General features: G+C 62.2%; 29 protein-coding genes. 12 read left to right on the forward strand and 17 right to left on the reverse strand.

All coding sequences use genetic code 11. The annotated features are described in order from the left end of the window. The first annotated feature begins 1 nt into the window (after position 1). The 6 genes from B9Z43_RS06095 to B9Z43_RS06120 all read left to right on the forward strand — a co-directional run bounded on the left by B9Z43_RS06095 (position 2) and on the right by B9Z43_RS06120 (position 6411). Positions 2-682, forward strand: coding sequence for an NTP transferase domain-containing protein (locus tag B9Z43_RS06095; RefSeq protein WP_108323756.1), 681 nt, complete (start codon positions 2-4; stop codon positions 680-682). Between the two features lie 16 nt (positions 683-698). After that, on the forward strand, positions 699-1397 hold the full coding sequence (locus B9Z43_RS06100) for a TIGR02466 family protein (protein ID WP_108323758.1): 699 nt from the start codon (positions 699-701) through the stop codon (positions 1395-1397). Then, complete coding sequence (locus tag B9Z43_RS06105) at positions 1390-2541, forward strand: hypothetical protein (RefSeq protein ID WP_108323761.1); 1152 nt, start codon at positions 1390-1392, stop codon at positions 2539-2541. The genes B9Z43_RS06100 and B9Z43_RS06105 overlap by 8 nt, the downstream gene beginning before the upstream one ends. Positions 2542-2588: 47 nt before the next feature. Further along, entirely contained in the window at positions 2589-3593 is a 1005-nt protein-coding gene (locus tag B9Z43_RS06110) for an XdhC family protein (protein WP_108323763.1), read from the forward strand. 170 nt (positions 3594-3763) lie between these two features. Further along, entirely contained in the window at positions 3764-4237 is a 474-nt protein-coding gene (locus tag B9Z43_RS06115) for a (2Fe-2S)-binding protein (protein ID WP_108323765.1), read from the forward strand. Further along, positions 4234-6411 (forward strand): xanthine dehydrogenase family protein molybdopterin-binding subunit, encoded by a 2178-nt coding sequence (locus tag B9Z43_RS06120; RefSeq protein WP_108323767.1) that lies wholly within the window; start codon positions 4234-4236, stop codon positions 6409-6411. Before B9Z43_RS06115 ends, B9Z43_RS06120 begins: the two co-directional genes overlap by 4 nt. Before the next feature lie 54 nt (positions 6412-6465). Here B9Z43_RS06120 and B9Z43_RS06125 read toward each other — a convergent pair whose 3' ends face one another. The 7 genes from B9Z43_RS06125 to B9Z43_RS06155 form a co-directional block, all read right to left on the reverse strand. Then, the gene (locus B9Z43_RS06125) at positions 6466-7209 is read right to left on the reverse strand and encodes a sulfite exporter TauE/SafE family protein (RefSeq protein WP_108323769.1); all 744 of its coding nucleotides are present in this window, start codon (positions 7207-7209) and stop codon (positions 6466-6468) included. Between the two features lie 22 nt (positions 7210-7231). Continuing rightward, positions 7232-8065, reverse strand: a complete 834-nt coding sequence (otnI, locus tag B9Z43_RS06130; protein ID WP_108323771.1) for a 2-oxo-tetronate isomerase — start codon at positions 8063-8065, stop codon at positions 7232-7234. Positions 8066-8381: 316 nt separating this feature from the next. After that, positions 8382-9041: an aldolase gene (locus B9Z43_RS06135; protein WP_108324138.1), complete on the reverse strand. Its 660-nt coding sequence runs from the start codon at positions 9039-9041 to the stop codon at positions 8382-8384. Positions 9042-9043: 2 nt separating this feature from the next. Next, positions 9044-10312, reverse strand: a complete 1269-nt coding sequence (gene otnK / locus B9Z43_RS06140; RefSeq protein ID WP_108323773.1) for a 3-oxo-tetronate kinase — start codon at positions 10310-10312, stop codon at positions 9044-9046. Beyond that, complete coding sequence (gene ltnD, locus B9Z43_RS06145; RefSeq protein WP_108323775.1) at positions 10309-11208, reverse strand: L-threonate dehydrogenase; 900 nt, start codon at positions 11206-11208, stop codon at positions 10309-10311. Before ltnD ends, otnK begins: the two co-directional genes overlap by 4 nt. 54 nt (positions 11209-11262) lie before the next feature. Next, positions 11263-12231 (reverse strand): tripartite tricarboxylate transporter substrate binding protein, encoded by a 969-nt coding sequence (locus tag B9Z43_RS06150; RefSeq protein WP_108323777.1) that lies wholly within the window; start codon positions 12229-12231, stop codon positions 11263-11265. Between the two features lie 324 nt (positions 12232-12555). Beyond that, complete coding sequence (locus tag B9Z43_RS06155) at positions 12556-12753, reverse strand: hypothetical protein (RefSeq protein WP_108323779.1); 198 nt, start codon at positions 12751-12753, stop codon at positions 12556-12558. 217 nt (positions 12754-12970) lie between these two features. Between B9Z43_RS06155 and B9Z43_RS17260 the strand changes: the two genes are divergently transcribed. Further along, on the forward strand, positions 12971-13417 hold the full coding sequence (locus tag B9Z43_RS17260) for a hypothetical protein (RefSeq protein ID WP_199222258.1): 447 nt from the start codon (positions 12971-12973) through the stop codon (positions 13415-13417). Between the two features lie 154 nt (positions 13418-13571). On the opposite strand, the gene B9Z43_RS06165 is transcribed toward B9Z43_RS17260, so the two are convergent. Continuing rightward, the gene (locus B9Z43_RS06165) at positions 13572-13889 is read right to left on the reverse strand and encodes an NIPSNAP family protein (RefSeq protein ID WP_108323781.1); all 318 of its coding nucleotides are present in this window, start codon (positions 13887-13889) and stop codon (positions 13572-13574) included. A 272-nt stretch (positions 13890-14161) separates the two neighbouring features. On the opposite strand from B9Z43_RS06165, the gene B9Z43_RS06170 reads away from it, so the two are divergent. Together B9Z43_RS06170 and B9Z43_RS06175 are read left to right on the forward strand one after the other, a co-directional pair. Further along, complete coding sequence (locus B9Z43_RS06170; RefSeq protein WP_108323783.1) at positions 14162-14599, forward strand: hypothetical protein; 438 nt, start codon at positions 14162-14164, stop codon at positions 14597-14599. Positions 14600-14664: 65 nt separating this feature from the next. Further along, positions 14665-15075 carry a hypothetical protein gene (locus B9Z43_RS06175; RefSeq protein ID WP_108323785.1) on the forward strand — a complete coding sequence of 137 codons (411 nt, stop codon included), beginning with the start codon at positions 14665-14667 and terminating at the stop codon, positions 15073-15075. A 19-nt stretch (positions 15076-15094) separates the two neighbouring features. Here B9Z43_RS06175 and B9Z43_RS06180 read toward each other — a convergent pair whose 3' ends face one another. From B9Z43_RS06180 to B9Z43_RS06200, 5 genes are all read right to left on the reverse strand, one after another. After that, a complete protein-coding gene (locus tag B9Z43_RS06180; RefSeq protein ID WP_233250035.1) occupies positions 15095-15598 on the reverse strand; it encodes a universal stress protein in 504 nt (167 codons plus the stop codon). Positions 15599-15774: 176 nt separating this feature from the next. Then, positions 15775-16344 (reverse strand): YceI family protein, encoded by a 570-nt coding sequence (locus B9Z43_RS06185; RefSeq protein ID WP_199222270.1) that lies wholly within the window; start codon positions 16342-16344, stop codon positions 15775-15777. A 220-nt stretch (positions 16345-16564) separates the two neighbouring features. Continuing rightward, complete coding sequence (locus B9Z43_RS06190) at positions 16565-17128, reverse strand: YceI family protein (protein WP_108323789.1); 564 nt, start codon at positions 17126-17128, stop codon at positions 16565-16567. 7 nt (positions 17129-17135) lie between these two features. Next, positions 17136-17675, reverse strand: coding sequence for a cytochrome b (locus tag B9Z43_RS06195; protein WP_108323791.1), 540 nt, complete (start codon positions 17673-17675; stop codon positions 17136-17138). 12 nt (positions 17676-17687) lie between these two features. After that, positions 17688-18473: a dioxygenase gene (locus B9Z43_RS06200; RefSeq protein WP_108324140.1), complete on the reverse strand. Its 786-nt coding sequence runs from the start codon at positions 18471-18473 to the stop codon at positions 17688-17690. Between the two features lie 92 nt (positions 18474-18565). On the opposite strand from B9Z43_RS06200, the gene B9Z43_RS06205 reads away from it, so the two are divergent. Together B9Z43_RS06205 and B9Z43_RS06210 are read left to right on the forward strand one after the other, a co-directional pair. Then, on the forward strand, positions 18566-19453 hold the full coding sequence (locus B9Z43_RS06205) for a LysR family transcriptional regulator (protein ID WP_108323793.1): 888 nt from the start codon (positions 18566-18568) through the stop codon (positions 19451-19453). A gap of 83 nt (positions 19454-19536) precedes the next feature. Then, positions 19537-20973 (forward strand): NAD-dependent succinate-semialdehyde dehydrogenase, encoded by a 1437-nt coding sequence (locus tag B9Z43_RS06210; protein WP_108323795.1) that lies wholly within the window; start codon positions 19537-19539, stop codon positions 20971-20973. A 94-nt stretch (positions 20974-21067) separates the two neighbouring features. Here the strand turns inward: B9Z43_RS06210 and B9Z43_RS06215 are convergent, their stop codons facing one another. After that, positions 21068-22978, reverse strand: coding sequence for a PhoX family phosphatase (locus tag B9Z43_RS06215; protein ID WP_108323797.1), 1911 nt, complete (start codon positions 22976-22978; stop codon positions 21068-21070). A 178-nt stretch (positions 22979-23156) separates the two neighbouring features. Between B9Z43_RS06215 and B9Z43_RS06220 the strand changes: the two genes are divergently transcribed. After that, entirely contained in the window at positions 23157-23600 is a 444-nt protein-coding gene (locus B9Z43_RS06220; RefSeq protein WP_233250034.1) for a c-type cytochrome, read from the forward strand. Positions 23601-23613: 13 nt separating this feature from the next. Here the strand turns inward: B9Z43_RS06220 and B9Z43_RS06225 are convergent, their stop codons facing one another. From B9Z43_RS06225 to B9Z43_RS06235, 3 genes are read right to left on the reverse strand one after another with little or no spacing between them, the layout of a single operon-like run. Beyond that, positions 23614-24156 carry a lipocalin family protein gene (locus tag B9Z43_RS06225; protein WP_108323799.1) on the reverse strand — a complete coding sequence of 181 codons (543 nt, stop codon included), beginning with the start codon at positions 24154-24156 and terminating at the stop codon, positions 23614-23616. Continuing rightward, on the reverse strand, positions 24156-24950 hold the full coding sequence (locus B9Z43_RS06230; RefSeq protein WP_108323801.1) for an SDR family oxidoreductase: 795 nt from the start codon (positions 24948-24950) through the stop codon (positions 24156-24158). Before B9Z43_RS06230 ends, B9Z43_RS06225 begins: the two co-directional genes overlap by 1 nt. 40 nt (positions 24951-24990) lie before the next feature. Then, complete coding sequence (locus tag B9Z43_RS06235; RefSeq protein WP_108323803.1) at positions 24991-25773, reverse strand: FadR/GntR family transcriptional regulator; 783 nt, start codon at positions 25771-25773, stop codon at positions 24991-24993. Between the last annotated feature and the right edge of the window lie 20 nt (positions 25774-25793).

Consider the following 25793-nt stretch of genomic DNA (forward strand, 5'->3'; position numbering starts at 1 on the left):
TATGGGTTGCATTCTCAAAGGCGGTGGGGGCTTGTACAGCCGCGTCACCGTGGGCGCGGTGTTGTTGGCGGCGGGTTCGGGCTCGCGCATGGGGCACCGCCCCAAAAGCCTGCTGGAGTTGGGCGGCGTGCCGCTGATTCGTCGCCAGCTGATCGCGCTGTCGGGTGCGGGGGTGGACGAGGTGGTGGTGGTGCTGGGCCACTACGCTGACCGCATCGAAGAAGCCGTGAAAGAGTTCCCGGTCACGCTGGTGCGCAACCCCGATCCGGATGCCGGTCAAATTTCATCGTTGCGTTTGGGCTTGCAGGCGCTGTCTGTCAAGCTCGATGCCGTGCTGGTGGCCCTGGCCGACCAGCCGCTGATCAACTCGCAAGACATCAACGACCTGATCGGGGCCTATAAAAAGCGGCCCACCGGCGCGCAAGTGGTGCAGCCCACGGTCGATGGTCTGCCGGGCAACCCGGTCATGTTCAGCGCCGAAGTGCGTGACCAAATTTTGGCCGGTGCGGCCAACGTGGGCTGCCGTCAATGGCAGTCGGCCAACCCCGAACAAGTGCACGCCTGGGTCAGCACCAACAACCGTTACCGCACCGATGTCGATACGCTGGATGACATCGAGGCGCTGGCCGCACGCACCGGGCACCGGCTCAAGTGGCCGGCCGATTTGATGGTCACGGCCTGATCCTCACAAGACTGCCATGCTCCAGCCCGACCCGCTCCACCAGTTGTGGCACACGCCCATCGGCGTGCACCGCTTGGCACACGCCGAGGCGGTCAACGAGGTGTTGGTGCGGGTGTTTCAGACCATGCGCGCCACCGACCCCGCCGTGTTGGGTGAGCCCAAAGCTTTTTACGCAAGCCGTGACGATTTGCTGCAACGCATCCGTGTGGCCGAGTGGGAACAGCTGGTGCGCTTCATCGTGGACAGCGTGCGCCAGACCGTGGTGCTGGCCAACCAAGGCGCCTGGCCCGAGGCCAAGCCGGGTTTTCAGATCGCGCTGCGCGGCATCTGGTTTCAGATCTCCAGCCAAGGCAGCCACCACGATGTGCACACCCACGGCAACTGTTCGTGGTCGGGCGTGTATTGCCTGCAGGTCGATCCGTCCGAGCAGCGCCGCCAGCACCCGGTGCTGGGCGCGGCCAATGGCGTGACGCGGTTTTATGGCCCGCACTTCAACCGGCTGGGCGGCGCGGCCATGGATTTTGGCAACGCGTATTTGCAAAACGCGCACCTCGACATCGAACCTGTCCCGGGCCAGTTGGTGGTGTTTCCCTCATGGTTGGCGCACCAGGCCATGCCCTACCACGGCACGGCCGACCGGGTGATCGTGTCGTTCAATGTGAGCGTGCACGCGACCGGTGGTTCCGACCAATTGCACGGGTATGCCCATGTCTGAGCGAAAGCGTCCCGCTGTGACTCGCCTGCATGGCTTGGGGCATCCGCCTGTTCATGCGCTGGTCCATGCCGGTGAGGTGGCTCAATGGACCGTGGTCTTGCTCGGTTGGCTTTGGTTGGGAGAGCAAGGCATGCGTCTGGGCTGGTCCGTGGCCAGCGGTGTGTCAGCGGTGGTGCTGTGGTGGGCCGCGCGGCTGCTCAGTCGAGGCCGTGTGTGGGCCTTGGAGTCAGCCCCTGCTTTGATGGGACTTTTGGGCTTGCTGACCGCGTGGGGCGTTTGGTGGCCTGACTTTTTGTCGGCTCACAGTGCAGCCCATGCGGGTCTGCTTGCGCTGGCCATCTTATGGGGGGTGTGGTGTGGTTTGATGGAAACCCGCAGCCAGTCCAGTACCTTTACGTTGGGTCGTGTGGCGTGGCACCCGGTGGTGGCCGCTGCATTGGCCTATGGCGCCTGGCGCATGCCCGGTAGCGTCTCCTTGGCACCTTTGGGCGTGAGTGCATTGCTGGCCATGTGTGCGGCCGTTTTGCACGCCCGAGATCGTTCTCATGCTGGGCAGCCCACGGTGTGCCGGGGTGTCCAGGCCAGTTTGCCTCAGGTGCTGCCCGCTTCGGCGATGGGGCTGATGATGGGCAGTCTGTGGCTGGGCAACGCATGGTGTGCTGGTTTGAACCTGTCACTGGAGTGGATGGCCACCTCGCACTTGGTGTTGATGGCTGGTTTGCCAGCCTTGGTGGCCGGGTGCATCCGGTGGTGCGTGCCTGTTGACCATGCCCTTGTTCATGAGCGCCTGAGTTTCATCAGTTTGGGTTTTCTGATCTTGGGCCCCTTGATGCTCTTGGGCGAGAGCGCGGTGCATGGGACCTTGGCCATGGTGCTGCCCTCCTTGGCCTGGGCTGTGCATCTGGGTCGTCACCGCATGCCGATGAAATCGGGTGTGCGGTGGACACAGGGTGTGCAACGTGGTTTGGCGCTTTTGCTGGGGCCCGGTTTGCTGGGCTGGGTGGGTTTGCTCAGTCCTTGGCAAGGCCCACTGGCCGTGCAGTCGTCCTTTGCCTTGTTGGGGGCGTTGGCGGCGGTGCAAATGCTGCATGGGGTGTGGCGCTGGACGCTGACCCCCTCGGCGAGCTTGCCCCATCCATTTTGACGGGGTAACGCACCCCATTTTTTTGCACAAGAAAAACGGAGACAAACATGAACAGCATCGACATCGACGTGATCCGCACCGCGCTGGACTGGCAAAGCCGAGGCCACCGCGTGGTGCTGGGCACGGTGGTGCGCACCTGGGGCTCGGCCCCACGCCCGCCGGGCTCGCTCATGATCATCCGCGACGACGGACAAGTGGCCGGCTCGGTCTCGGGCGGCTGCATCGAAGACGACCTGATTCGCCGCGTGGCCGCAGGCGAGTTGGCCCTCAGGCTGCCCGAGTCCACCACCTACGGCCAAACGGCCGAAGAGGTGCGCCGCTTTGGCTTGCCTTGCGGCGGCTCGGTGCAGGTGGTGCTGGAGCCGCTGTCGGCCCATTCGCAACTGCGCGAATTGCTGGTGCTGATTGAGCAACACCAGCGTGTGGAGCGCCGCATGGACATGGCCACCGGCATGGTGCGCATGGGTGCCGCCACCGAAGGCGACAAGCTGCAGTTTGATGGCCAAAGCCTGACCACCGTGCACGGCCCGCGCCTGCGTTTGCTCGTCATTGGTGGCGGTCAGTTGTCGCGCTATCTGGCCGCCATGGCTGTCATGTTGGACTACCAGGTCACGGTGTGCGAGCCGCGTGTGGAATACCACGAGGGCTGGGAAGCCATGAGCGGTGTGACCTTGTCGAAAGAGATGCCCGACGACCTGGTGCTGGGCATGCAGCTGGACCACAACAGCGCCGTGGTGGCCGTGACACACGACCCCAAACTGGACGACCTGGCACTGATGGAGGCTTTGCGCACCCCCGCGTTTTATGTCGGTGCATTGGGCTCTCAGCACAACAACGCGCAACGCCGTAAGCGCTTGCTGGACTTTGATGTGAGCGAGGCCGAAGTGAGCCAACTGCACGGTCCGGTGGGCTTGAACCTGGGCGCCTTGACACCCCCCGAAATCGCCATGAGCATCGTGGCCGAAATGACCGCCTTGCGTCGGGGTACGGATTTGAGCCAGGCGCTCAGCAATTGGTCAGGCTCGAAAACGGTGTGCGGCTTGAGCGTCTGACTCAGGGTTTGCTCAACATTGAGCCTTGAGCGACAGTCTGGTCATCAAGTCAACTTTATGTTCGCAGGCTGAGTTTTACGCGGTGTGCCCTTCGCAAAATGTCTTTGCATACCGCTTGTGTTTTACCGGGGAACAGTCCCTTCGTCCGTTAGCAATCAACAGGAGACAAGATGGTTCGATTCAAAGTCAATGGCGAGGCCGTGTCGGTCGATGCCAAGCCGGAGACCCCTTTGCTGTGGGTCATCCGCGAAAAACTCAACCTCACGGGCACCAAATTCGGCTGCGGTATTGCGCAGTGCGGTGCCTGCACGGTGCACCTCAATGGTGAGCCTGTGCGTTCTTGCTCGCTGCCCGTATCGGCAGTGGATGGCAAAAACGTCACCACCGTGGAAGGCCTGATGAAGACACCCACCGGACAAGCTTTGCAAGCTGGTTGGGTCAAGGCCCAAGCACCTCAGTGCGGCTACTGCCAGTCGGGTCAGCTCATGACCGCGGCCAAAGTGATCAGCGTGGTCAAGAAGAACCTCAGTCGCACCGAAATCCTGGAAGCCATGAGCGGCAACATTTGCCGCTGCGGCACCTACAACCAGATCGCCAGCGCGGTCTCGCACGCCCAGAAAACCCTCCAAGGAGGCAAGGCATGAAAACCATGAACACCCCACTGACACCGAGCGTGTCACGCCGCTCCTTTATCCTCGGCTCCGGCGGTCTGGCCCTGGGGCTGTCTTTTGGCCTGACGCAAACCGAATTGGCTTTGGCCCAGTCGCCCAACGCCGGAGGCTTTGGCCCCAACAGCTGGATCAACATCGGCCTGGATGGCGTGGTGACTTTGATGTCCCCTGGTGCAGAAATGGGCCAAGGCACCATGACTGCCATGCCCATGCTGCTGGCCGAAGAGATGGACCTGGACTGGAGCCAGGTACGCGTGGTGCAGTCGCCCAGCGACCCCAAGCGCTTTGGCAACCCCCGCTTTGGCGGCGGCATGACCACCGGCGCATCGCGCACAGTGCAAGGCTATTACGAGCCGCTGCGCTTGGCCGGTGCCCAAGCCCGTTTGGTCATGGTGAACGCTGCGGCCCAGGCCATGGGCGTGCCCGCTGCTGAGCTGCGTACCGAAGCCAGCCGCGTCATCCATAGCAGCGGCCGCGCCATGACTTATGCAGACATCGCCAAAGTGGCGACGGCTCCAGCCGAGTTGCCCAAGGTCGACAAGAGCATGCTCAAGCCGATGGCGCAGTTCCGCCTGATTGGCAAAGACATTCCCCGCGTGGACGTGCCCGCCAAGTCGGGCGGCCAGGCCTTGTACGGCATGGACCAGCGATTGCCGGGCATGCTGTGGGCCTCGGTGCTGCGTGCGCCGGTGCAAGGCGAGGTGCCCGAGAGCGTGGACGACACCGCTGCCCGTGCAGTGGCGGGAGTCAAGAACGTGGTGCGACTGCCTTACGGCGTGGCCGTGGTGGCCGATTCATTTTTCACGGCCAAGACTGCACGCGACCAACTCAAGGTGGTCTGGAGCCAAAAGTCCAAAGCGCGTGTGCAGTACACCGACCAAATGCGCGTGGAATACGCCAAACGCGCCGAAGACCTGAACGACAAAGGCGTGGCCTTCATTGCACACGGTGACGCGGCCAAGCAGTTGGCCGGTGCCACCCGCACTTTCAGCGCCACCTACATCAGCGAGATGGTCAGCCACATTTGCCTGGAGCCGATGAACTGCACAGCGCGTGTGGACGGCGACAAGATCGAAGTCTGGGCACCCGCCCAATCGGCCTCGTTTGTCACCGGCACGGTGGCGGGCGCCGGCGGTTTCAAGCCAGAAAACATCAAGGTCAACATCACCTTGCTCGGTGGCGGTTTTGGTCGCCGGGTGGAGGCCGATTACGCGGCCGATGCGGCGCTTGTGGCCAAGGCCATGCCAGGCACCCCGATCCAGGTGATCTGGACCCGCGAAGACGACATGACGCACGACAAGTACCGCCCCATGACCGGTCAGCACCTGGTGGCCGGGGTGGATGCACAGGGCAAGCTCGTCGGCTTGTTGCACCGCGTGGTGTCCGAAGGTATTTATTCACGGGTGGTGCCGCCAGCCTTCAAGGCCGCCGGTGGCAAAGACGCCCCCGTGATGGAAGGCACCGAGATCACCTACGACATCCCTGACCACAGCGTGCAGTTCATGATAGAAGAGCGCGGCATCCATGCCGGTTTCTGGCGTGCGGTGGGCCCGGGCTACACCAAGTTCGCCATCGAGACTCTGATCGATGAAGTGGCACGTGGCGTGAAAGCCGACCCTCTGGCCTACCGCATGGATTTGCTCCAGAAAAATCCGCGTGGCCAGGCCGTGCTCAAAGCCGTGGCTGACATGTCGCAGTGGGGCAAGGCCAAGCTGCCCAAAGGCCACGCGCTGGGCCTGGCGTTTTCGGACGCTTGGAACACCTTCTGCGGCATGGTGGTGCAAGTCTCCATCGTCAACGGCCGCCCCAAGGTGCACAAGGTCTGGTCGGCGGTGGATTGCGGTCACGCTTTGCAGCCGCAAAACGTGCAAGCGCAAATCGAAGGTTCAGTGATCTTTGGCTTGTCTGCTGCGCTGCACGAGCGCATGGACTTCAGGGCGGGTGAGCCACAGCAAACCAACCTGAACAAGTACCAAGTGCTGCGTGCCAACGAAGCACCCGAAGTGTTCGTGAAGGTGATGCCCACCGACAACCACCCAGGCGGTATTGGCGAAGCGGGCTTGCCCCCCTTGGCCCCAGCCATTGCCAATGCGATCGCGTCGCTCAACGGCAAGCGTTTGCGGGCCTTGCCATTGCCGATGGTGTGAGCCTGTCTTTCGCCAAGGCCAAGGCGACCTGCGCCTTGGCCTTGGCACGGTATATCAAGCCCGAAGCACGTCCACGATCAGCTTGATGGAAATCGCCAGCAAGCCCCATAGCACCCATTTGAAGAACCAGTCGTCGGCGATTTTCCGTGTCAGGTAAGCACCCGCCACGGTACCCACCAGGGCAAACGGGATCAGCACCAGTGCACCCGCCAGTTCCGCGGACCCATAAGGCTGCAGCTGGTGGTAAGGCCCCAGTTTGGCCAGGTTGATGACGGCAAAAAACAAGGTCGATGTGCCGGCAAACACCAGCTTGGGCAGTTTTTGGGGCAAGAGGTAAACCTGAAACGGTGGCCCACCCGCATGCGAAATGAAGCTGGTAAAGCCCGACAAACTGCCCCAAAAAATCCCCTTTTTCCAACTGGCCGGGTGCGGCGATTGCAGGGTGTTGCGCTTACGCCATGCGTTCAAGACAAAACCCACGCCCATCAGGCCGATCATCATTTTCACGACCGTGTCTGACACCACCGATGCGGTGAGCCAGCCCACCAAGACACCGCCCACGCCTGCCGGAACGAGGATTTTCAGGTTGATGGCGCTGAAATTTTTGCGGTACAACCACAGCCCCACCATGTCAGAGATGATGTAAATCGGCAGCAGCATCACGACCGCTTTGACCGGTGACATGAACAGCGAAAGAATGGGCACGGACAGCATGCCCACGGTGGGCAATCCCCCTTTGGACAAACCCACCATGGCCGCAGCCAGCCCCGCCCAGATCAGGTAATGAAGTTCACCCATCACAGATCACAAGGTCCTTGTTTCATAAATAAGGACGTGCCCAGCTCAGGCCGCGCGAGGTGCCACCCGCCGTGGCATCGGCCGGGTTGTATTCGCAGCCGATCCAGCCGTCCCAGCCGCAGGCGGCAGACACCTCGTCGATGGTCTTGAAAATGTGCGCCCAGTTCACCTCGCCTGTGCCCGGCTCGTGGCGGTGCGGCACTTCGGCAATCTGGAAGTGACCCACTCGGCCCGTGGGCAGGTATTGCGCAATCTTGGTGCTCAGGTCGCCTTCGACGATCTGGCAGTGGAACAGGTCCATCTGCACCTTCACGTTGGACGCGCCCACGGCCTGCACGATGCGGTGCGCGTGGTCTTGGCGGTTGAGGTGAAAGCCCGGCACGCTGCGCGTGTTGATCGGCTCGACCAGCACATCGCGTCCGGCCTTGGCCGCCTCAAGAGCGGCCCACTGCAAGTTGCTCACCAGCGTGGCATCGGCCGCATCGGCACTCGCACCTTCGGCACGCAAGCCGACCATGGCGTGGATGCGGGGGCAGTTGAGCGCCTCGGCATAGACCAGCGCTTGCGCAAAGCCGGTGCGGAACTCGGCCTCGCGTCCGGGCACGCTGGCCGTGCCACGGCTGCCCGATTCCCAGGCCTTGGCAAAGCCGTCTGTCTCTGCGCCGCCAGAAGGTGTGTTGAACAGCACCTGCTGCAAACCGTTGCCCTTCAACCGTGCCGCCAGCTCTTGCGCGGGAAAAGCATACGGGAACAAATACTCTACCGCCTTGAAACCGTCTTTGGCCGCTGCTTCAAAGCGGTCCAGAAACGGCAGGTCGGGGTACATCATCGAGAGGTTGGCGGCAAAACGGGGCATGGGTTTTCTTTCAGCAAAAGGGGATTTCAGTGGTGACACATGTCACCCCAGACGATTGGCGAGCGGTGCCCCCGAATGCACCGAATGTCACCCCGGACTTGATCCGGGGTCCATGGGCCTCCGCAGACAATAGATCCCGGCGCGGAGGCCGGGATGACAGGTGCCAGCTCGGGCCCAGCAGGTGTCACGCAGGACTCAGCAGCTGTCGCCCCGGACTTGATCCGGGGGCCATGTGCACCCACCAACACTGGATCCCGGCTCGGAGGCCGGGATGACAAGTGAGGGTGTGACAGACGGTGAGCCATGTGGCAGGGCATCACCACCTCGCGCCAAAGGCCTGGCGCAAATCGTCCAAGGCGCTGGCATTCAGTGGCGCGGTGTGGGGCATCAGCTGCATGAGCCGCGCGGTTTCTTCCAGCTCTTCGAGCGTGGCCATGGCGGCCCCAGGCGAGTCGTGCCAGACGTTGGGTCCCAGGCGAGTGAGCATCACGGCGCGGATCGGCGCACCCTGCGCGGCGTATTGGCGGATCAGCGCCGCTACTTCTTGCGCGGCATCGGGGCTGCCGGGGCGGTGGTAACGCACCAACGGCACATGGCCCACCTTCATCACAAAGTAAGGCGTGATCGGTGGCAACAATTCAGGCCCGTGGGCATTCAGGCTCAGGGCCACGCAGTGCGTGCTGTGCGTGTGGATCACGCAGCGGGTGTTGGCATCCTGCTCGCCAGCGGCGGCGTAAATCTGGCGGTGCAAGGCGATGGTTTTGCTGCCTTTGTCGCCGCTGAGTTGCTCACCCTGCAGGTCGAGTTTGGCCAGACGCGCAGGGTCCAGAAAGCCCAAACACGCGTCGGTGGGCGTGATCAAAAAACCATCGTCCAGCCGCACGCTGATGTTGCCCGCCGTGGCGTGCACATAGCCGCGCTCGAACAGGCTGCGGCCTACGCGGCAAATTTCTTCGCGGGCTTGGGATTCGGTGATGCTCATGCCAGCACTGTAAAGGCTTTGGTGAAAAAGTCTTCGGTCCCAAAGTTGCCTGACTTGAGCGTGATGTGCACACCGCCTCGGCTTGAAGGCGCGTGGCACCACGGCACGCCCGGGTCGATCTGCGGGCCGATCTGCAGCTGCGCGATGTCCAGCGCCTGCACGCAAGCGCCCGAGGTTTCACCCCCGGCCACCACCAGCTGCTGCACGCCCATGTCCACCAAGCCCCGCGCCACAGCCGCCATCGCGTGTTCGACCAAAGCACCCGCTTCGGCCACGCCCAGCTGCGCTTGCACGGCTTTGACGGCATCCGGCTCGGCGGTCGAATACACCAGCACCGGTCCGTCTTTTAAAAGCGGCGCGGCCCAGCCCAGAACCTGCTGCACCACCGCATCGCTTTGGCCGTTCATCAAGCTGGCGGGGTCGATGGCCATCGCAGGTCTGCCGGTGGCTTTGAAGTGCGCGACTTGCGCGTTGGTGGCCAGCGAGCAGCTGCCCGACACCACCGCCTGCAAGCCGCTGGCTGCTGGCAATTGGCTCGCTTGCAGCGAAGGCTTCAGACCAAAGTTGGCCGGCAGGCCAATGGCCACGCCCGAGCCTGCGGTGAGCAGCGGCAGGTCTTTCAAGGCCGGGCCCATGCGCAGCAGGTCTTCGTTGCTGGTCGCGTCCACCACGGCCACGCCCACGCCTTCGCTGCGCAGTACGCCGATGCGTTCGCGGATGGCTGCTTCGCCAAGGGCCACGGTTTTGTAATCGATCAGGCCCACCTTGCGTTGGGTTTGCGCTTGCATCACACGCACCAGGTTCGCATCCCGCATGGGCGTGAGCGGATGGTTCTGCATGCCGCTTTCGTTCAACAGCACATTGCCCGCAAACAGGTAGCCCTTGAACACTGTGCGGCCGTTGTCCGGAAAGGCCGGGGTCGCGATGGTGAAGTCACAGCCCAACGCGTCCATCAGCGCCTCGGTCACCGGGCCGATGTTGCCCTCGGGCGTGCTGTCAAAAGTGGAGCAGTATTTGAAATAGATTTGCTGCGCCCCTTGCGCCTGCAACCACTTCAAGGCTTGCAGCGATTGGGCGATCGCCTCGGCGGCGGGAATGGTGCGCGACTTGAGCGCCACCACCACCGCATCCACATCAGCGGCCAAAGGCGCTGAGGGCACGCCAATGGTTTGCACCACCCGCATGCCCGAGCGCACCAGGTTGTTGGCCAGATCCGTGGCGCCAGTGAAGTCGTCGGCAATGCAACCCAGCTTCAACGTGCTCATGCTTTGCCCTTCGGCAATTCAATGCCCGGGAAAATCTTGATCACCGCGCTGTCGTCTTCTTTGGCAAAACCAGCGGTGCTGGCCTGCATGAACATCTGGTGCGCGGTGCTCGACAGTGGCAGCGGGAACTTGCTGGCCCGCGCCATGTCGAGCACGATGCCCAGATCTTTCACAAAAATGTCCACGGCCGACAGCGGCGTGTAGTCGGCCGCCAGCACATGGGCCATGCGGTTTTCAAACATCCAGCTGTTGCCAGCGCTGTTCGTGATCACCTCGTACAAAGCGGCGGCGTCCACACCTTCGCGCAAGCCCAGCGCCATGGCTTCGGCCGCTGCGGCAATGTGCACGCCCGCCAGCAGCTGGTTGATGATCTTGACCTTGCTGCCCGCACCCGCGCTGTCGCCCAGCTTGTAAACCTTGGCGGCCATGGCGTTCAAAAACGGCTCGGCCAGGGCATAAGCCTCGGGCTTGCCTGCTGTCATCATGGTCATCTGGCCACTGGCCGCTTTGGCCGCACCGCCCGAGATGGGCGCATCCACGTAGCGCAGGCCCATGGCTTCCAGGCGTGCTTCCAAAGCCACCGACCAGTTCGGGTCCACGGTGGAGCACATCACGAACACGCTGCCGGGCTTCATGCTGGCGGCGCATCCTGGGGTGGTGCCGTCGCCAAACAGCACGCTCTCAGTCTGCGCGGCATTCACCACCACCGACACGATCACGTCGCACGCCGCGCCCAAAGAGGCCAAGGTGTCGTGCGCTGTGCCGCCGTCTTGGGCAAAGGCCGCCGCCACTTCGCGGCGCACGTCAAACACCTGCACGCTGTGCCCCGCACGGCGCAGCGATGCCGCCATGCCCGAGCCCATGGCCCCCAAACCAATCAATCCCACTGTCGTCATGTCATTTCTCCAGGGTGCAGCGGTGCAGCGCCAAGTCTGCGTGGGCTGCGGTTGTCAATCCAATGCGATCTTGGCGTAAGCCGCCACGGTTTTCCATTGCGCGGTGTCGGCTTGCATGAAGCTGGCCATGCCTTGGGCGTTTACCCATGTGGGTTCAGCGCCCGCTTTTTGAATGGCGGCTTTCACTTCGGCCTGTTGCGCGACGCGCTCCAATGCCTGTTCAATTTTTTGCTGCACCGCTGCAGGCAGACCTGCGGGTGCGGCCAAGCCAAACCAGGCAAAGACTTGGTAGCCCTTGAGGCCCGCCTCTTGCATGGTGGGCACATTGGGCAAGGCGTTGCTGCGTTGCGGCGTCGTCACGGCCAAGGCCTTGAGCTTGCCGCCATTGATCAGGCCCAGCGCCGAAGGCAGGTTGTCAAACATCAGGCTCACCTCGTCGGCCATCACCGCCGTCAGGCCTGCGGCCGCACCCCGGTAGGGGATGTGTGTCACAAACAAACCCGCTTGGCTTTTGTACAGTTCGGCGCTCAGGTGCAAAGAGGTGCCTTGTCCGTTGGACGCGTAATTGAGCTGACCGGGCTTGGCCTTGATGCGTGCGCTCAGGTCGGCGACCGACTGGATGCCCGATGCGGGATTGACCACCAGCACATTGGGCACCCGCCCCAGCAAGCCCAGCGGCACGATGCTTTCGGGCTTGTAGGGCAGCTTGGTGTAAAGCGCAGGGTTGATGGTCAACGGGGGCGATGCCATCAGCAAGGTGTAGCCATCGGGCGTCGCCCGTGCGGCCTCTGTCGCGCCCAGATTGCCACCTGCGCCGGGCTTGTTGTCAATCACGATGGCTTGGCCCAGCTCTTGTCCGAGCTTGGGCGCCACCAAACGCGCCATGTTGTCGATCAGGCCGCCGGGCGGAAAGGGCACCACCAGCTTGATGGGCCGTGCAGGCCAAGTTTGGGCGGACGCGGTGCTCGCCACAAAGGGCAAGCAGGTCAATGCGGCAAGGGTAAGCACAAGTCGGCGTTGCATGGGGTCTCCAGATGGATATTTATCAGGTCATCATACAAATTATCGCCCCAAGAAGCCATAGGGAGAACGCTCAGGTGACGCAAGTGCTGAAGCGGGTTGACGCCTTACAGCTATGTCAAAGCGACCGCTCGAAGCAATCGACTGGTGACAGTCATCGGTGGTGGCAGATCCGGGCCATCTTGCGGCGCGGGCAGCTTTCACGGCTATCTTGGACGACGTTCACAAGTGGCCGATGCACTGGTCCGATGGGTGAATGACGGTGAGGTGGTGCAAGAGGTCAAAGGTCCGTTGGACTGATGCACAGACTAAAACCCAGCCTCGTGATTAAAAATCGCGCTGCTTCGCCAGGCTGGAAGCCGCCCACATCAGCAATCCAACCAGTGCGGAGCCTCTGGCACAAGAGATCAGCACAGGTGATTCAACGATGGGCCAAAACACAAGACCCTGCAGGAACATCAAGGCACCGGCAGAACGGAAAGCGTCAATCACCTGAGTCCAGTTGACCGCGTATTTGGTTTTCATAGTCACGCCCTGAAATGTGGATGGGGGTGTCAGTATACTGGTGTTTTGTACAGTATTTGGTGGCACGATGCCCAAGTCAATCAAGCATTTGCATGCCGCGGTTATGCCCGCAAATGAGCTACATCAGGTTACGTTTGAAAAAACAAGCGTCAACTTATGGATTCGTCGCCACGTTGAACCAGTGTGGCACTGTTGCCTCGCATTCGAAGGAAAAAACATGTTCAAAAATACCCTGATCGCTGCTGCTCTGATGGCTGCTTCCCTGGCGACTTTCGCGCAAACCGCTGTTGCACCCGCCGCAGCCACTGCCACGCCATCCGTGACACAGACCGCCGTCCAAGGCGCCAAGCAAGCTGCAACGCAAGCGGCCACACAAGCTGTGCAAGGCGCCATGCCCGCCGCGTTGAAGCCAGCCGTTGCCGCACCAGCACCTGCTGCAGCCCCTGCCGCTGCACCTGCAGCGCCAGCCGCTGTTGCACCCGCACCTGCTAAAGCGCCTGCCGCAGCGGCCCTGCCAGCTGTCAAGAAGTCCGGCAGCAACATTTGCCACGACGAAACCAGCGCTGGCTACAAGTCCACGAAAAACTTCAAACCATTCGCCAGCATGGACGAGTGCATCAAGTCCGGTGGCCGCGCACCCAAGGCCGCCAAAGCCAAAAAATAAAGCCTGACCGGTAAGTCAAACGCCCCATCAGCCCAGCGCTGGTGGGGCGTTTTGCATGGCGCTGGTCGTCAGCACTTGCGACCAGAATCGGAAGTCCTTTGCTTGGGGCACATGGCCGCCTTCGTCCACGCGTGCTGGCGCCTTCAGCGGCCCATCAGGGCTTCGGGCCCCAGGGCGCAGACAACATCAGCTTGTTGTTTTGTTCGCGGATCAGGGGGCGGATTTTGGCGGCAAAGGCCATGAACTCGGGGTCGCTGAACACACCGGCCCAGAAGGCACGGCGGTCGGCATCGTCGTCGAATTTCCAGATGTGGATCAGCTCGTTGAGGGCGCCGATGTCGCCTGTGAAATAGCCCACCAGTTTTTGCGGGTGCTTGGCCAGGGCTGGCCATCCTTCGTGGGTGTAGAGGGCGGTCAGCTCGCCCATCTTGCCGACGATGGCCGAGTAGGTGCGCAGTTCATAAATGGCCATAGGGGCTTTCTACAAGAGTGGGTCAAAGCCTTTGTTTGTAGACAAATTTTCATGAAATGCGGCTTGGGACAAACCCTTTCCGACCCCTTTGGGCACGGGTGTTGCCCTCGGCCAGCTCAGGGTAGCCACTGACCTTGACTCAATACCGGGTGTGAAAGCGCATCGGATCCCCGTGGATGGGGTCTACAACTGCTAACAAAATGACTGAATACACCAGGAATCTTTTCATTAAGATGCGCGGCCTTTGTAGCGTTTTATCCAGGAAGAACAGCATGCATGTGTCCCGGCTCCTTGCCACTATCGCCTTGATCTTGACCCTGGTGGGCTGTGCCACACGCCCCAGCAATTTGGCAGGTGTCGAAGTTCAAGATGTGCGAGAGGTGGAGATTTGCGATGAGACCGATGGCACGGCGGGTTTCATCGGCGGTGCCGTGGGGCAAGCGGCAGGCAAGTCGTTCGACAAAGACACGGGCGGTATCGTGGGCAGTTTGTTGGGCTATTACATCGGCATGAAAATCGGCTGTGAAACTTCCAAGCGCCCAGGTCAGATCCTCATGGTGCGTGACAGCAGTGGACAAGTGTCCGAGCTCACCAACGATGCGCGCAAGAATGGCCTTTTCAAAGTGGGTGACCGTGTGAGCTATGAAGCCGAAAGTCGCTGGTCTGATTTGGCATACAACAAGCCCTGGATCAAAAAAGTTCAGCCTTGAAGTGCCCCTGGGATGGCGCTCGAAGAACACGATCACAATGGGGGCCGTGATCTGTTCTTCTCACCATGTCTGACTTTGAAATCCCGCTCATCCTGCCTGCACAACTGAAGGCTTTGGCTCAAGCGCAGTTGTCGCGTTCATGCACCTGCGCCATGGGCGCATGCACCGGTTGGGAGAGTGTGCCCGGCGAGCGCTGGCCTGCCGCGCAGGTCTCGCGTGTGGGCAGCTTGCGCGCGTCCGACGGCTTTGGCCCCGAGCCGACGTACGAAGAGTTTCATCCCCACAAAACGCGTTACGACTCACCCGATGCGCCGATCGCACCGGCGTTCTTTCCCTACAACCGTTGCGATGTCTTCACATGCAGCCAGTGCGATCGCGTGCTGCTCAAGTACACCGAGTACGGCGGGTATTACATCGATGACCGCGTTCGCGCCGTTCAAGCCGACTTGGTGACCGACGCACAGCCCGAGGCCTGAAACCGGGCGCAGGCGTGGGTCAATCAAAGCCCCGGATCATCAGCACCGGGACCGGGGACAGGCGCATGATTTGCTCGGAGCCGCTGCCCAGCAGCACGCGCCCGATGCCGCGCCGCCCGTGCGTGCCGATCACGATCAGGTCGGCGCCCCAATCGCCTGCTGCATCGGCCACCGCATCACCCAGGCGCTGCGCGACGCGGTCGATCAGCACGTGGTCTGTCGCCACGCCCATGGCTTTGGCGGTGGCGGTGCCGGCTTGCAAAATGCGGTTGCCGTTTTCACGGGCGATTTGCATCAGTTCTCCCGAGTATTCTTGGCTGCCCAGAAAAGACATCTCGTCGATGCAATGCACCAGCCGGACCTGACCTTTGCCATCTTTGGCCAGGCGCAAGGCGTAGTCCAGGGCTTTGTCTGAGGTTTTGCTGCCGTCGATCGGCACCAGGATTTTTTTGAACAAGGACATGACCGTCTCCACTTGGGCAATCGGGGCCGCTTGCATCTGGGCGAGCATTTCGGGTCGCATGCACAACTCCCGCTTGGGTTGATGAAAAGTGAGCAAGCATGCTAGGTCCGCCAGCGTGAGCAGACCATTGATCAAACGGCATGGATCCGATAGACACCCAAAAAAAAACCCCCCGGCATGAGGCATACCGGGGGGCTTGTTCATGACCCGGCAAGACGGGCCAAGCGCTCAGTGCATCAGGGTGCTACGGCTTCGATGGCGATGTCGATGCGCACGTCGTCACCCACGTAAGGGGCGTACTTGCCTGCATTGAATTCGGTGCGCTTGATGGTGGTGAAAGCGTTGGCGCCCAGAGCAGGCTTTTTCATCATGGGGTGGGGCATGGCTTGGAAGCCTGTGACTGTCAGGGTCACAGGCTTGGTCACGCCTTTGATGGTCAAGTTGCCCTCGATGGCCTTGGGCTTGTCGCCTTCAAACACCACTTTGGTGGACTTGAAGGTGGCCTTGGGGAATTTGGCTGTATGAAGGAAGTCTTCGCCCTGGATGTGACCGTTGAAGTCCACCGAGCCGGTGTTGACCGAGGTCATGTCGATTTCGATGTCCACCGAGCCGGTTTTGGCTTCGGCGTCAAACACCACTTTGCCACTGGTTTTGCTGAAGCTGCTCAACTGGGTCGAGTAGCCAAAGTGCGAGTACGAGAAACGCGGGTAGGTGTGGTTCGCGTCCACGTTGTAGGTCACGGGTGCGGCCAGGGCCGAGCCAGCGGCCAGGGATGCAAAGGCCAACGCGGCGCTGAGTTTTTTCAAAGATGTCATGGGAAAGCTCCTGTAAAAAAAAGTGAGGCGAGAAAAAGGGGATGGATACCCGCGTGCGCGGGTATGACAATTTTTTGTTGTGCGCGTGCCCGGGGCGACAATTTCTTGTTCACCGTGTGCCCGGGCAGACAATTCCTTGTTGACCGTGTGCGCGTGCAAAACGATTGCTTGTCACCCCCGACTCGATCGGGGGTCCATGTCTGGGGCAAGTTCATTTGCCTTGTGTAGCGGTGAGGGAAAAGTTGACCTGGATGTCGTTGGCCACCACATCGAACTTGGTCCACATGCCTTCGCCGATGTTGAAGTCGCCGCGCTTGAGCGTGAAGCCACCGGTCAGCACGCCGTCTTTGCCTTGCGCGGAGTGCTTCATCGGGAACTTCACCTCGCGGGTCTGGCCCTTGATGGTGAGCGTGCCGCTGACTTCGTATTGGTTGGGCGCAGTTTGCTTGAACTGCTTGGCCACGAATGTGGCCTTAGGAAAGGCCGCCGCGTTGAACCAGGACTTGGTCACGACTTCGTCATCGGCCTCGCTCGATCCAGCGTCCACGCTGGCCAGTTCCACATCGAAGCTGGCTTTGGCGGCATCGGCTTTGGCCGGGTCAAAGTTCAGCTGTGCGGCAAACTTTTTGAAGCGGCCGTCAACGGCCACGCCCATTTGCTTGTAGCTGAAGGTGACGCTGCTTTTGGCAGGCACGATGGCTTGGTACGGCGCAGCGTGCGCTTGTAAAGCCAAGGCGGTGATGGCTAGGGCCAGGGTTTTGTTCAGAAGGTTCATGGGGTTCTCAGGGTTTGGATGTGCCAGGCAGCATGCGGCGCAGGGTGTCGTCTTTGTGCACAAAGTGGTGCATGAAAGCCGCCAGCGCGTGCACCACGATCAGCAAGAGGAAGGCGATGTTCAACGCTTCGTGCAGTTCGGTCAGCGAGCGGCCCAGCGCTTTGTCTTTGCCAATCAGGTCCGGGATGGGCAGCACGCCGAACCAGACCGTTTGAAAGCCCTTGGCCGAGCTCATCAGCCAGCCGCTCAAGGGGATGATGACCATGAAGACGTACAGCAGCCAGTGCCCGGCATGAGCCGCCAGTTTCACGGCGCCGTACATGCTCGCTGACATCGCGGGAGGGCGGTGCGAGATGCGCCAGGCCAGGCGCAACCAAACCAGCACGAAGACCGTCACGCCAGCCCATTTGTGCCAAGAGTACAGCTGCAGCTTGTCGGGCGACAAGGGCAAGTCGCTCATGTAAAAACCCAGGGCCAGCAGGCCGAAGACCATGAGCGCCATCAGCCAGTGCAGGCTTTTGGCAAGGGGGGTGTAGTGGGTGCTCATCGTGTGTCCTGTTCAGTGGAAAGTGTAGCCATCCATGGCAATCACATGGTCACTGATACCTCGGAAAAAAGCTTCTGGCTGTGCGTCAGCGCCCGCAGCGCCCAGTGCGGTGAACAAGGGCAGCAAATGTTCGTCGGTCGGGTGAGCACGTTGGCCAGACGCTTGCTGGCGGTAGTCCAGCAAAGCAGCCACATCGCGCTGCACCATGTGGGTGTGGATCCAGTCGGCAAACGCTTGCACATAAGCGGGCGCAGCGCCGCCTTGCATGCTCACCGTCATGAAGTCGCGCAGGTTGTGCGTCACATTGCCCGAGGCCACGATCAGGATGTTCTGCTCGGTCAGCGGTGCCAGCGCCTGGCCCAAGCGCAAGGCGTGTGCCGGGCCCAGATGGCTTTGAACCGACAGCGGGACGATCGGGATGTCGGCATCCGGGAACATTTGGCGCAAGGGTGTCCAGGCGCCGTGGTCCAGGCCGCGGTGGGCGTCTTTCAGGGCAGGCAAGCCTGCGGCCTGCAAGGCGGCGACCACCTGCTCAGCGGCTTCGGGGCAGCCGGTGGCAGGGTATTGCATCTCGTACAGACGGGGATCAAAACCACCAAAGTCGTGGAGGGTCTCGGGCCGGGTGGCAAAACCCACGGTGGGCGCAGCCGTCTCCCAGTGGGGGCTGACCACCACGATGGCGCGGGGCGTGCCCAAGCTCGGCACCAGCTGGCTCATGGCGGCGCCTGCAGCGCCGGGGCGCAGGGCAAACATCGGGGAGCCGTGGGGCACAAACAGGACAGATCGGGGGGTGGACATGGGGGCTTTCACTTTCGATGGGTGACTGTAGGTCTTGCCCGTGATTAGAAAAAGTAGCCAATGTGCAAATACTTGTTGCAAAATTGGCAACAATGGACAAACTCGATGCGATGCAAACCTTTGTGCGCGTGGCCGAAGCAGGCAGCTTCACCGCCGTGGCCGACCAGCTGCAGGTGGCGCGCTCGGCCGTCACGCGCCAAATCGCCGGGCTGGAAAAGCACCTGCGCGTCAAGCTCATCACCCGCAGCACGCGCAGCCTGACCTTGACTGCCGCTGGGGCCGCTTATCTGGAAAAGTGCCGCGTCATCCTGAACATGGTGGACGCGGCCGAATCGAGCTTGGACGAAGAAAAAGCCGTGCCGCGAGGTCGCATCCGCTTGGGCTTGCCGCTGAGCTTTGGCTTGCAGCGGCTCATGCCCGCCCTGCTGGCGTTCGCCAAGGCGCAGCCGCACATCGAGCTGATGATGGATTTCTCGGACCAGCGTTCCAACCTGGTTGAAGAAGGCATCGACTTGTCGATCCGCATCACCGCCGATTTGCAGCCGGGCGACATCGTGCGGCACCTGGGCGAATGCCACTTGCTCACCCTGGCCTCGCCCGGCTATTTGTCAGAGCATGGCCAGCCGCTGCACCCCGAGCAATTGCGGCACCACGAATGCCTGATCTATTCCATGACCATGAACGCGGCCACTTGGGCTTATGCCGACGCGGGGCAGGTCAGCGCTTTTGCGGTGCGCGGCCGCATCCGGTCCAACAACGGTGTCGCGCTCACGCAAGCGGCCGCACAGGGTCTGGGCATCACGCGCCAGCCGGACTTCATTGCCGAGCCCTTTTTGGCGCGGGGCGAGGTGGTCGAGCTTTTGCAGGACTTTGCGCCACCGGCCTTGGGCATTTACGCGGTGCTGCCCAGCAACCGCTACATCCCGCATCGGGTGAACGTGTTGATCGAGCACCTGGCCAAAGCCTTGCGATCGGCTTGAGCGTGTCCCGTGCTTGACGCACGCCAGACCCATTTCGGACACAATGCGCCCACTGCCGATCAACGCGTTCACAGGACGAGACCATGACTTACCCCAACACCCAGCTCTTCATCAATGGCCAATGGTGTGATGCCGAAAGCGGCCGCACGATGCCCGTGTTCAACCCCGCCACCGGCGCCGAGATTGGTCGCCTGGCCCATGCCGGTGTGGCCGACTTGGAGCGTGCTGCGCAGGCCGCGCAAAAGGGTTTTGAGATCTGGCGCGACACGCCCGCCAACGAGCGCAGCGCCATCATGCGCAAAGCCGCCGCCCTGATGCGCGAGCGCGCCCCCCAAATTGCCGAGCTGCTCACGCAAGAGCAAGGCAAGCCGCTGGGCGAAGCCAAGGTCGAAGCCATGTCGGCTGCCGACATCATCGAGTGGTTCGCCGAAGAAGGCCGCCGCGTGTATGGCCGCATCGTGCCGCCGCGCAACATCAATGTGCAGCAGCAGGTGCTCAAGCAGCCCGTGGGCCCTGTGGCGGCATTCACCCCCTGGAACTTCCCGGTCAACCAGGTGGTGCGCAAGATGTCGGCGGCCCTGGCCACCGGTTGCTCGATCATCGTCAAAGCGCCCGAAGAAACACCGGCATCGCCCGCCGAGTTGATCCGCGCCTTTCAGGACGCAGGCGTGCCCGAAGGCGTGATTGGCCTGGTTTACGGCACACCGTCTGAGATCTCCAACTACCTGATCGCGCACCCCGTGATCCGCAAAATCACCTTCACGGGCTCCACGCCGGTGGGCAAGCAGCTGGCGGCCTTGGCCGGTCAGCACATGAAGCGCGCCACCATGGAGCTGGGCGGTCACGCCCCGGTGATCGTGGCCGAAGACGGCGACATCGCCCTGGCGGTGAAGACGGCTGGCGCGGCCAAGTTCCGCAATGCCGGTCAGGTGTGCATCTCGCCCACCCGCTTTTTGGTGCACCACAAAGTCGCCGAAGAGTTTTCGCAGTTGATGGCCGCGCACGCCCAGTCGCTCAAGGTGGGTGATGGCTTGGTGGCGGGCACGCAAATGGGCCCCTTGGCCAATGAGCGCCGCCTGGTGGCCATGCAAGCGATCGTGCAAGACGCCCGCGCCAAAGGCGCCAAGGTGCTGGCCGGTGGCGAGCGCATCGGGACCGAAGGCCTGTTCTTTGCGCCCACGGTCTTGTCGCATGTGCCGCTGGACGCCGATGTGGTCAACAACGAGCCCTTCGGTCCGATTGCCGCGATCCGCACTTTCGAGAAGATCGAAGACGCGATCGCGGAAGCCAACCGCCTGCCTTTCGGCTTGTCGGGTTACGCCTTCACCAACTCCCTCAAGACCTCGCACCTGTTGAGCCAGCGCCTGGAGGTGGGCATGCTTTGGGTCAACCAGCCTGCAGCCCCTTGGCCTGAGCTGCCTTTTGGCGGCATCAAGGATTCGGGCTACGGCTCCGAAGGCGGCCCCGAGGCGCTGGACGCTTACCTCAACACCAAGACGGTCTCGATCTTCAACGCTTAAGACCGATTCGATCTGCAGGTCGGGGCTTCAGTCCTGACATCAGGCTTGTGTTGAATCAGCGTCGGCGCGGAAGCGCCAAGCTACCCACAGGTCTTCAAGAGCCGATCACGCCGCCGTCGATTTTGCGGATCACCACGTTCGCAGAGCGGGGGCGGCCATCGGGCTGGTAGTCGGGCCAGCTCGAATACTTTTGCGGCTGCTGGGGGTCGCTTCGGTCGGTGGGCGTTTCACCCGGGTGCTGCACGCTGATGAACAGGTTGCGGCCATCGGGCGTGAAGCTCACGCCGGTGATCTCGCAGTTGGTGGGCCCGGTCAAGAAGCGGCGAATCTCGCCCGTGGCCGTGTCGCAAGCCAGCATCTGGTTGTTGCCGATGCGGGCGAATTCGCCTTTGTACATCTGCGTGGCGTGGGCATCGGTCTGGATCCACAGCAAGCCATTGGGGCTGAAGCCCAAACCGTCCGGGCAGCCAAAGATGTCGCCCTTCACGTTGCCCTTGGCCTCGGCCCGTTCGTTGGCCGGGTCACCGGCCAGCACCAGGTGGTTCCATTCAAAGGTCATGCCGTCAAAGTCACCCGCCTCGCGCCAGCGGATGATTTGGCCCATGCTGTTGTTGGCCCTCGGGTTGGCCGCGTCAACGCCGGGCTTGCCCGGTGTGCCGCGTTGGCTGTTGTTGGTCAGCGTGCAATAGACCCAGCGCGAAGCCTTGTCGATGGCCAGCCATTCGGGGCGGTCCATCTTGGTCGCGCCCAGCAAATCGCTGGCCTGCCGCGCTTTGATGAGCACCTCGCCCTGGTCGGCAAAACCGTTGGCCGCTGTGAGTGGCCCTTGGCCATGCACCAGCGGCAGCCACTGGCCTTGGCCGTTGGCATCGAAGCGGGCCACATGCAGCGTGCCCTCGTCCAGCAGGTGGCGGTTGGCTTTGGCCCCGCCGGGCTGCATGCGGCCAGTGCTGACGAATTTGTAGATGTATTCAAAGCGGGCGTCTTCGCCCGAATAGACCACGGCGCGTTGGTCTTGCGTGAGCGCCACCCAAGCGCCCTCGTGCGCGGCGCGGCCCAGAGCCGTGCGTTTGATGGGGGTGCTGCTCGGGTCCATGGGATCGACTTCGACCACCCAGCCAAAGCGGTTGGCTTCATTGGGTGTTTTGGTGGCGTCAAAGCGCTCGTCAAAACGCTCCCAGGCGTACAGCCCTTTTTCGTTCATGCCCCAGCGTTTGTGGTGGGCGCTGATGTCTTTGCCGCCACCGAAATAGAACATCCAGTTCTCTTCGCCCGACAGATAAGTGCCCCAGGGCGTGGCGCTGCTGGCGCAGTTGTTCAGTGTGCCCAACGTGGTGCGGCCTTGCGGGTCGGCGGCGGTGCGCAGCAGGGCGTGGCCTGCGGCCGGGCCCGACATGGCAAACGGCGTGTCCATGGTGAAGCGGCGCGCATAGGCTGAGGGGCGCACCATCTCCCACTGCGTGCCGTTGAACTTGACCTCGTAGACCGACAGGCCGTGGGCGTTTTGCGACTTCTTCACTTTGGCCGCGTTCATGGGCGCAAAGCCATCGGGGTGCAGCAAGCCGTCGTCGGTGTACTCGTGGTTGAGGGCGATCAGGCCGTGGGTGGATGAGCCGTTCAGCGGGAAAAAAGCCAGGCCGTCGTGGTGCATGCCCAGTTGTGCGGCCTGGTCCTCGGCGCTGTTGCTGGCGTCCGTGCGAAACGCCGGCATGTTGCCCGCGATGCCCACAGGCTCCCCCCAGCGGGCGATCACTTGCGCCACGTAGCCGGGCGGCACCACCAGGGCATCGGTCTGGCCGGGCGGGATGGCGGTGAAGCCCAAGCGCGCTTTGTCTGTGGCCAAACTGGCGCAGCCCGACAAAGGGTGCAACACGCCCAGCAAGCTGGCCAGCCCTGCACCGCGCAAGACCGTGCGGCGGTCCAGCGGCAGGCGGGCGATCAGTTCATGGATCGAGGGGTTGCCAGAGCGGTTGCTGTCTTCCATGGTCGAAAAGTCTTTGGGCATGCGTGCTCTCCACAAGTTCAGGTCAGCGGCCGGAGGATTCAGCCAAGTCACGAAAGATAACCCGCTGCGATGACACAGGTGTGAAAGCCAGGTGCTTGACAGTTTCCTGTGCGCCAGATCAAGAAAACGCGGTGTCGGTTTCAATAGCATGAGTCCATCGCTTTGGAGGCCCGGTCTCATGAAACACACACGTTCCCAATTGGCCTGGTGGGTCAGCTTTTTGCCGGTCAGCTTCTTGCTCATGTCGGGCGCTTGCTGGGCGCAGACTTCCGTCGCTTTGGGGCGAGCGGACTTTCGCGACAACTGCGCCAGTTGCCATGGCATGACGGGCAAGGGCGATGGCCCGATGCGGTCCTCGCTGGTCAAGTCGCCTGCAGATTTGACGACGATCGCTCAGCGCAATGCGGGCGCGTTTCCACAGGATTTGATGGCCGAGGTGATCGATGGCCGTTGGTCGGGCGATGCAGGGCCGCACGGCTCGCGTGAAATGCCGGTCTGGGGCCAGGTTTTCAAAAAGCGCGCCATGACCCGTCCGGGTGACTCGGCGGGCACCGCAGAGTGGTCAGCGCAGGACCGCATCATCTCCTTGCTCAAGTACCTGGAAGACATCCAGGTCAAATGAGCTGACCGGGACTTCAGGGCGCGCTGAGCTGGATGCGCTGCAGGTCAAAGCCGTTGGCGGCCAATTTGTCGAGCAAGCTCTGGTAAGTGGCCGCAGGCAATTCCGGTGTGCGTGACAGGATCCACAAATACTCCCGGCTGGGTTCGCTCACCACCACCCATTGGTATTGCGGGTCGAGGTCGATGATCCAGTAGTTGCCCCAAACCAAGGGGATGAACGACAACCAGGCCGGTGCAAAGCGCACTTGCAGGCGGGGCGAGTTGGCGCGGCCAATCTGGCGCGCCTGGCCCAGGGCTTCGCTCCACTCTCCGCTGGCGGTTTTGCAGCGGTTGAGCACCTGCACCTGGCCATCGGCTTGCAGGCTGTAGTGGGCGCTGGTGCTGCTGGCGCATTTTTTCTGGAACCAGTTGGGGTACTTGGCGATCTCGTACCAAGTGCCCATGTAGCGCGGCACGTCCACGGACGCCACGGTGCTCAGGGGTGCAGGCGTCTGGGCCGAAGCCGTCAGCGCACACAGGCCCAGGCACAGCGCGGCCAGCAGTGTGGCGGGGCGCATCACACCACGATCGGGTTGAGGGCCCCGTCCATGCTCATGCAAATGCCGGTGATGTAGCTGGCCTTGGCCGAAGCCAGAAAGACCACCGCGTTGGCGATCTCCTCGGGCTCCGCCATGCGGCCCAGGGGGATGCGCGCCACGGCCTGGGCCATCGCTTGCTCGGTGCTGATGCCTTGGTTGCGGGCATCGGCCACCATGCCTTCTTGCAGGCGGTCGGTGCGCGTCAGGCCGGGGTTGATCGCGTTCACGCGGATGCCCTGCGGGCCATAAGCCGCAGCCAGTCCGGCGCTGGCCAGCATCAGGGCCGCATTGGCCGCGCCACCGGGCAGGTGGATGGGGCTGGCCACTTTGCCGCCGTTGCCCACCACGTTGACCACGGCACCTTGGCCACGAGCGGCCATGCGCTGGATGCTGGGGTTGATCATGTGGATGTAGGTGAAGTACTTGGCCTGCATCGCGTCTTGCCAGGCCTCGGGCGTCAGCTCGGGTGCGGGCGTGCGTTTGGCGGCGCCGGCCGAATTGACCAGCACATCGACCGGGCCGAAGGCAGCCTCGGCCGAGTTGAGCGCCGTCAGGGCCGCTTGCGGGTCGCGCAAATCGGCGGCCACGGTGTGGATGCGCTCGGCCGCAAATTGGGTTTGCAGGCTTTGGCGGGCCTTGTCCAGGTTGGCGGTATCACGCGAGACGAGCGACACCTTCGCGCCCTCTTGCAAGAAGGCCTGCGCACAGGCCAGGCCGATGCCTTTGCTGCCGCCAGTGATCAGAACGTGTTGGTTTTGAAGTTGCAAATCCATGAAGGTGCCTTGTGATGCAGGAGAAAGAAAAGAGAGGGTTTCAGCTGTTGTGGCGTTTGACGCCTTTGACCAGAGGCTGAGCCAGGCGCTCGCCCTCTTGTTGCCAGAACACCGGGTCGGCGCATCGAATGCGCACGATCGCATTGCCCATGTGGGTGGCGGCGGCTTGGCGTGCCAGCTGCGCATCGCCCGCCTGAACAGCTTCGAGGATGGCCTGATGTTCGCTCTGCACTTGCTTGGCAAAGTCAACCCGCCGTGCCTCGTTGGCCCGCGTGACCTGAGTCACGCCACGCAAGAATTGGCCGAGATACTCCAGCGTTTGAATCAGGAAAGGGTTGCGCGCCGCGTCGGCAATGGCGCGGTGGAATTTCATGTCTTCGTCCACACCGTTGTGGCCGGCTTGCACGGCCGCATCCAGCGCCTTGACGGCTTGTGTGATGGCGCGGATGTCGGCAGCATTGCGCCGCTGTGCGGCCAGGCCGGCCACTTCGGCTTCCAGCGCGCGGCGCACTTCGACCATCTGGATCACCGCTTCTTCAGAGGCGGCCAACTGGGCTTCAAAGTTCAAAGGGGCAAACGGCAGCTGGTTGTTCACAAACACGCCGCTGCCTTGACGCGAGTCCACCAGGCCCAGCGATTTCAGGCGGGAGACCGCTTCGCGCACCACGGTGCGACTGACCTGAAATTGCTCGACCAGGCGTGCCTCGGTCGGCAGCTTGTCGCCGGGCTGCAGGCGGCCTTGCTTGATCTCGGCGGCCAATTGCTCGGCCACCTGATCGGACAGACGCGCACCGCTGGAGACGGGGGTGAAGTGTTGACTCATGGAGTTGTCATACAAAGAAA

Origin of the sequence: Limnohabitans sp. MMS-10A-192, assembly GCF_003063335.1 — a bacterium.
Classification (GTDB): domain Bacteria; phylum Pseudomonadota; class Gammaproteobacteria; order Burkholderiales; family Burkholderiaceae_C; genus Limnohabitans_A.

Bases quoted from the DNA above. Each gene is read 5' to 3' on its own strand.
- B9Z43_RS06095 (WP_108323756.1), top strand. From the start codon at position 2: ATGGGTTGCATTCTCAAAGGCGGTGGGGGCTTGTACAGCCGCGTCACC.
- B9Z43_RS06100 (WP_108323758.1), top strand. From the start codon at position 699: ATGCTCCAGCCCGACCCGCTCCACCAGTTGTGGCACACGCCCATCGGC.
- B9Z43_RS06105 (WP_108323761.1), top strand. From the start codon at position 1,390: ATGTCTGAGCGAAAGCGTCCCGCTGTGACTCGCCTGCATGGCTTGGGG.
- B9Z43_RS06110 (WP_108323763.1), top strand. From the start codon at position 2,589: ATGAACAGCATCGACATCGACGTGATCCGCACCGCGCTGGACTGGCAA.
- B9Z43_RS06115 (WP_108323765.1), top strand. From the start codon at position 3,764: ATGGTTCGATTCAAAGTCAATGGCGAGGCCGTGTCGGTCGATGCCAAG.
- B9Z43_RS06120 (WP_108323767.1), top strand. From the start codon at position 4,234: ATGAAAACCATGAACACCCCACTGACACCGAGCGTGTCACGCCGCTCC.
- B9Z43_RS06125 (WP_108323769.1), bottom strand. From the start codon at position 7,209: ATGGGTGAACTTCATTACCTGATCTGGGCGGGGCTGGCTGCGGCCATG.
- otnI (WP_108323771.1), bottom strand. From the start codon at position 8,065: ATGCCCCGTTTTGCCGCCAACCTCTCGATGATGTACCCCGACCTGCCG.
- otnK (WP_108323773.1), bottom strand. From the start codon at position 10,312: ATGAGCACGTTGAAGCTGGGTTGCATTGCCGACGACTTCACTGGCGCC.
- ltnD (WP_108323775.1), bottom strand. From the start codon at position 11,208: ATGACGACAGTGGGATTGATTGGTTTGGGGGCCATGGGCTCGGGCATG.
- B9Z43_RS06150 (WP_108323777.1), bottom strand. From the start codon at position 12,231: ATGCAACGCCGACTTGTGCTTACCCTTGCCGCATTGACCTGCTTGCCC.
- B9Z43_RS06155 (WP_108323779.1), bottom strand. From the start codon at position 12,753: ATGAAAACCAAATACGCGGTCAACTGGACTCAGGTGATTGACGCTTTC.
- B9Z43_RS17260 (WP_199222258.1), top strand. From the start codon at position 12,971: ATGTTCAAAAATACCCTGATCGCTGCTGCTCTGATGGCTGCTTCCCTG.
- B9Z43_RS06165 (WP_108323781.1), bottom strand. From the start codon at position 13,889: ATGGCCATTTATGAACTGCGCACCTACTCGGCCATCGTCGGCAAGATG.
- B9Z43_RS06170 (WP_108323783.1), top strand. From the start codon at position 14,162: ATGCATGTGTCCCGGCTCCTTGCCACTATCGCCTTGATCTTGACCCTG.
- B9Z43_RS06175 (WP_108323785.1), top strand. From the start codon at position 14,665: ATGTCTGACTTTGAAATCCCGCTCATCCTGCCTGCACAACTGAAGGCT.
- B9Z43_RS06180 (WP_233250035.1), bottom strand. From the start codon at position 15,598: ATGCGACCCGAAATGCTCGCCCAGATGCAAGCGGCCCCGATTGCCCAA.
- B9Z43_RS06190 (WP_108323789.1), bottom strand. From the start codon at position 17,128: ATGAACCTTCTGAACAAAACCCTGGCCCTAGCCATCACCGCCTTGGCT.
- B9Z43_RS06195 (WP_108323791.1), bottom strand. From the start codon at position 17,675: ATGAGCACCCACTACACCCCCCTTGCCAAAAGCCTGCACTGGCTGATG.
- B9Z43_RS06200 (WP_108324140.1), bottom strand. From the start codon at position 18,473: ATGTCCACCCCCCGATCTGTCCTGTTTGTGCCCCACGGCTCCCCGATG.
- B9Z43_RS06205 (WP_108323793.1), top strand. From the start codon at position 18,566: ATGGACAAACTCGATGCGATGCAAACCTTTGTGCGCGTGGCCGAAGCA.
- B9Z43_RS06210 (WP_108323795.1), top strand. From the start codon at position 19,537: ATGACTTACCCCAACACCCAGCTCTTCATCAATGGCCAATGGTGTGAT.
- B9Z43_RS06215 (WP_108323797.1), bottom strand. From the start codon at position 22,978: ATGCCCAAAGACTTTTCGACCATGGAAGACAGCAACCGCTCTGGCAAC.
- B9Z43_RS06220 (WP_233250034.1), top strand. From the start codon at position 23,157: ATGAAACACACACGTTCCCAATTGGCCTGGTGGGTCAGCTTTTTGCCG.
- B9Z43_RS06225 (WP_108323799.1), bottom strand. From the start codon at position 24,156: ATGCGCCCCGCCACACTGCTGGCCGCGCTGTGCCTGGGCCTGTGTGCG.
- B9Z43_RS06230 (WP_108323801.1), bottom strand. From the start codon at position 24,950: ATGGATTTGCAACTTCAAAACCAACACGTTCTGATCACTGGCGGCAGC.
- B9Z43_RS06235 (WP_108323803.1), bottom strand. From the start codon at position 25,773: ATGAGTCAACACTTCACCCCCGTCTCCAGCGGTGCGCGTCTGTCCGAT.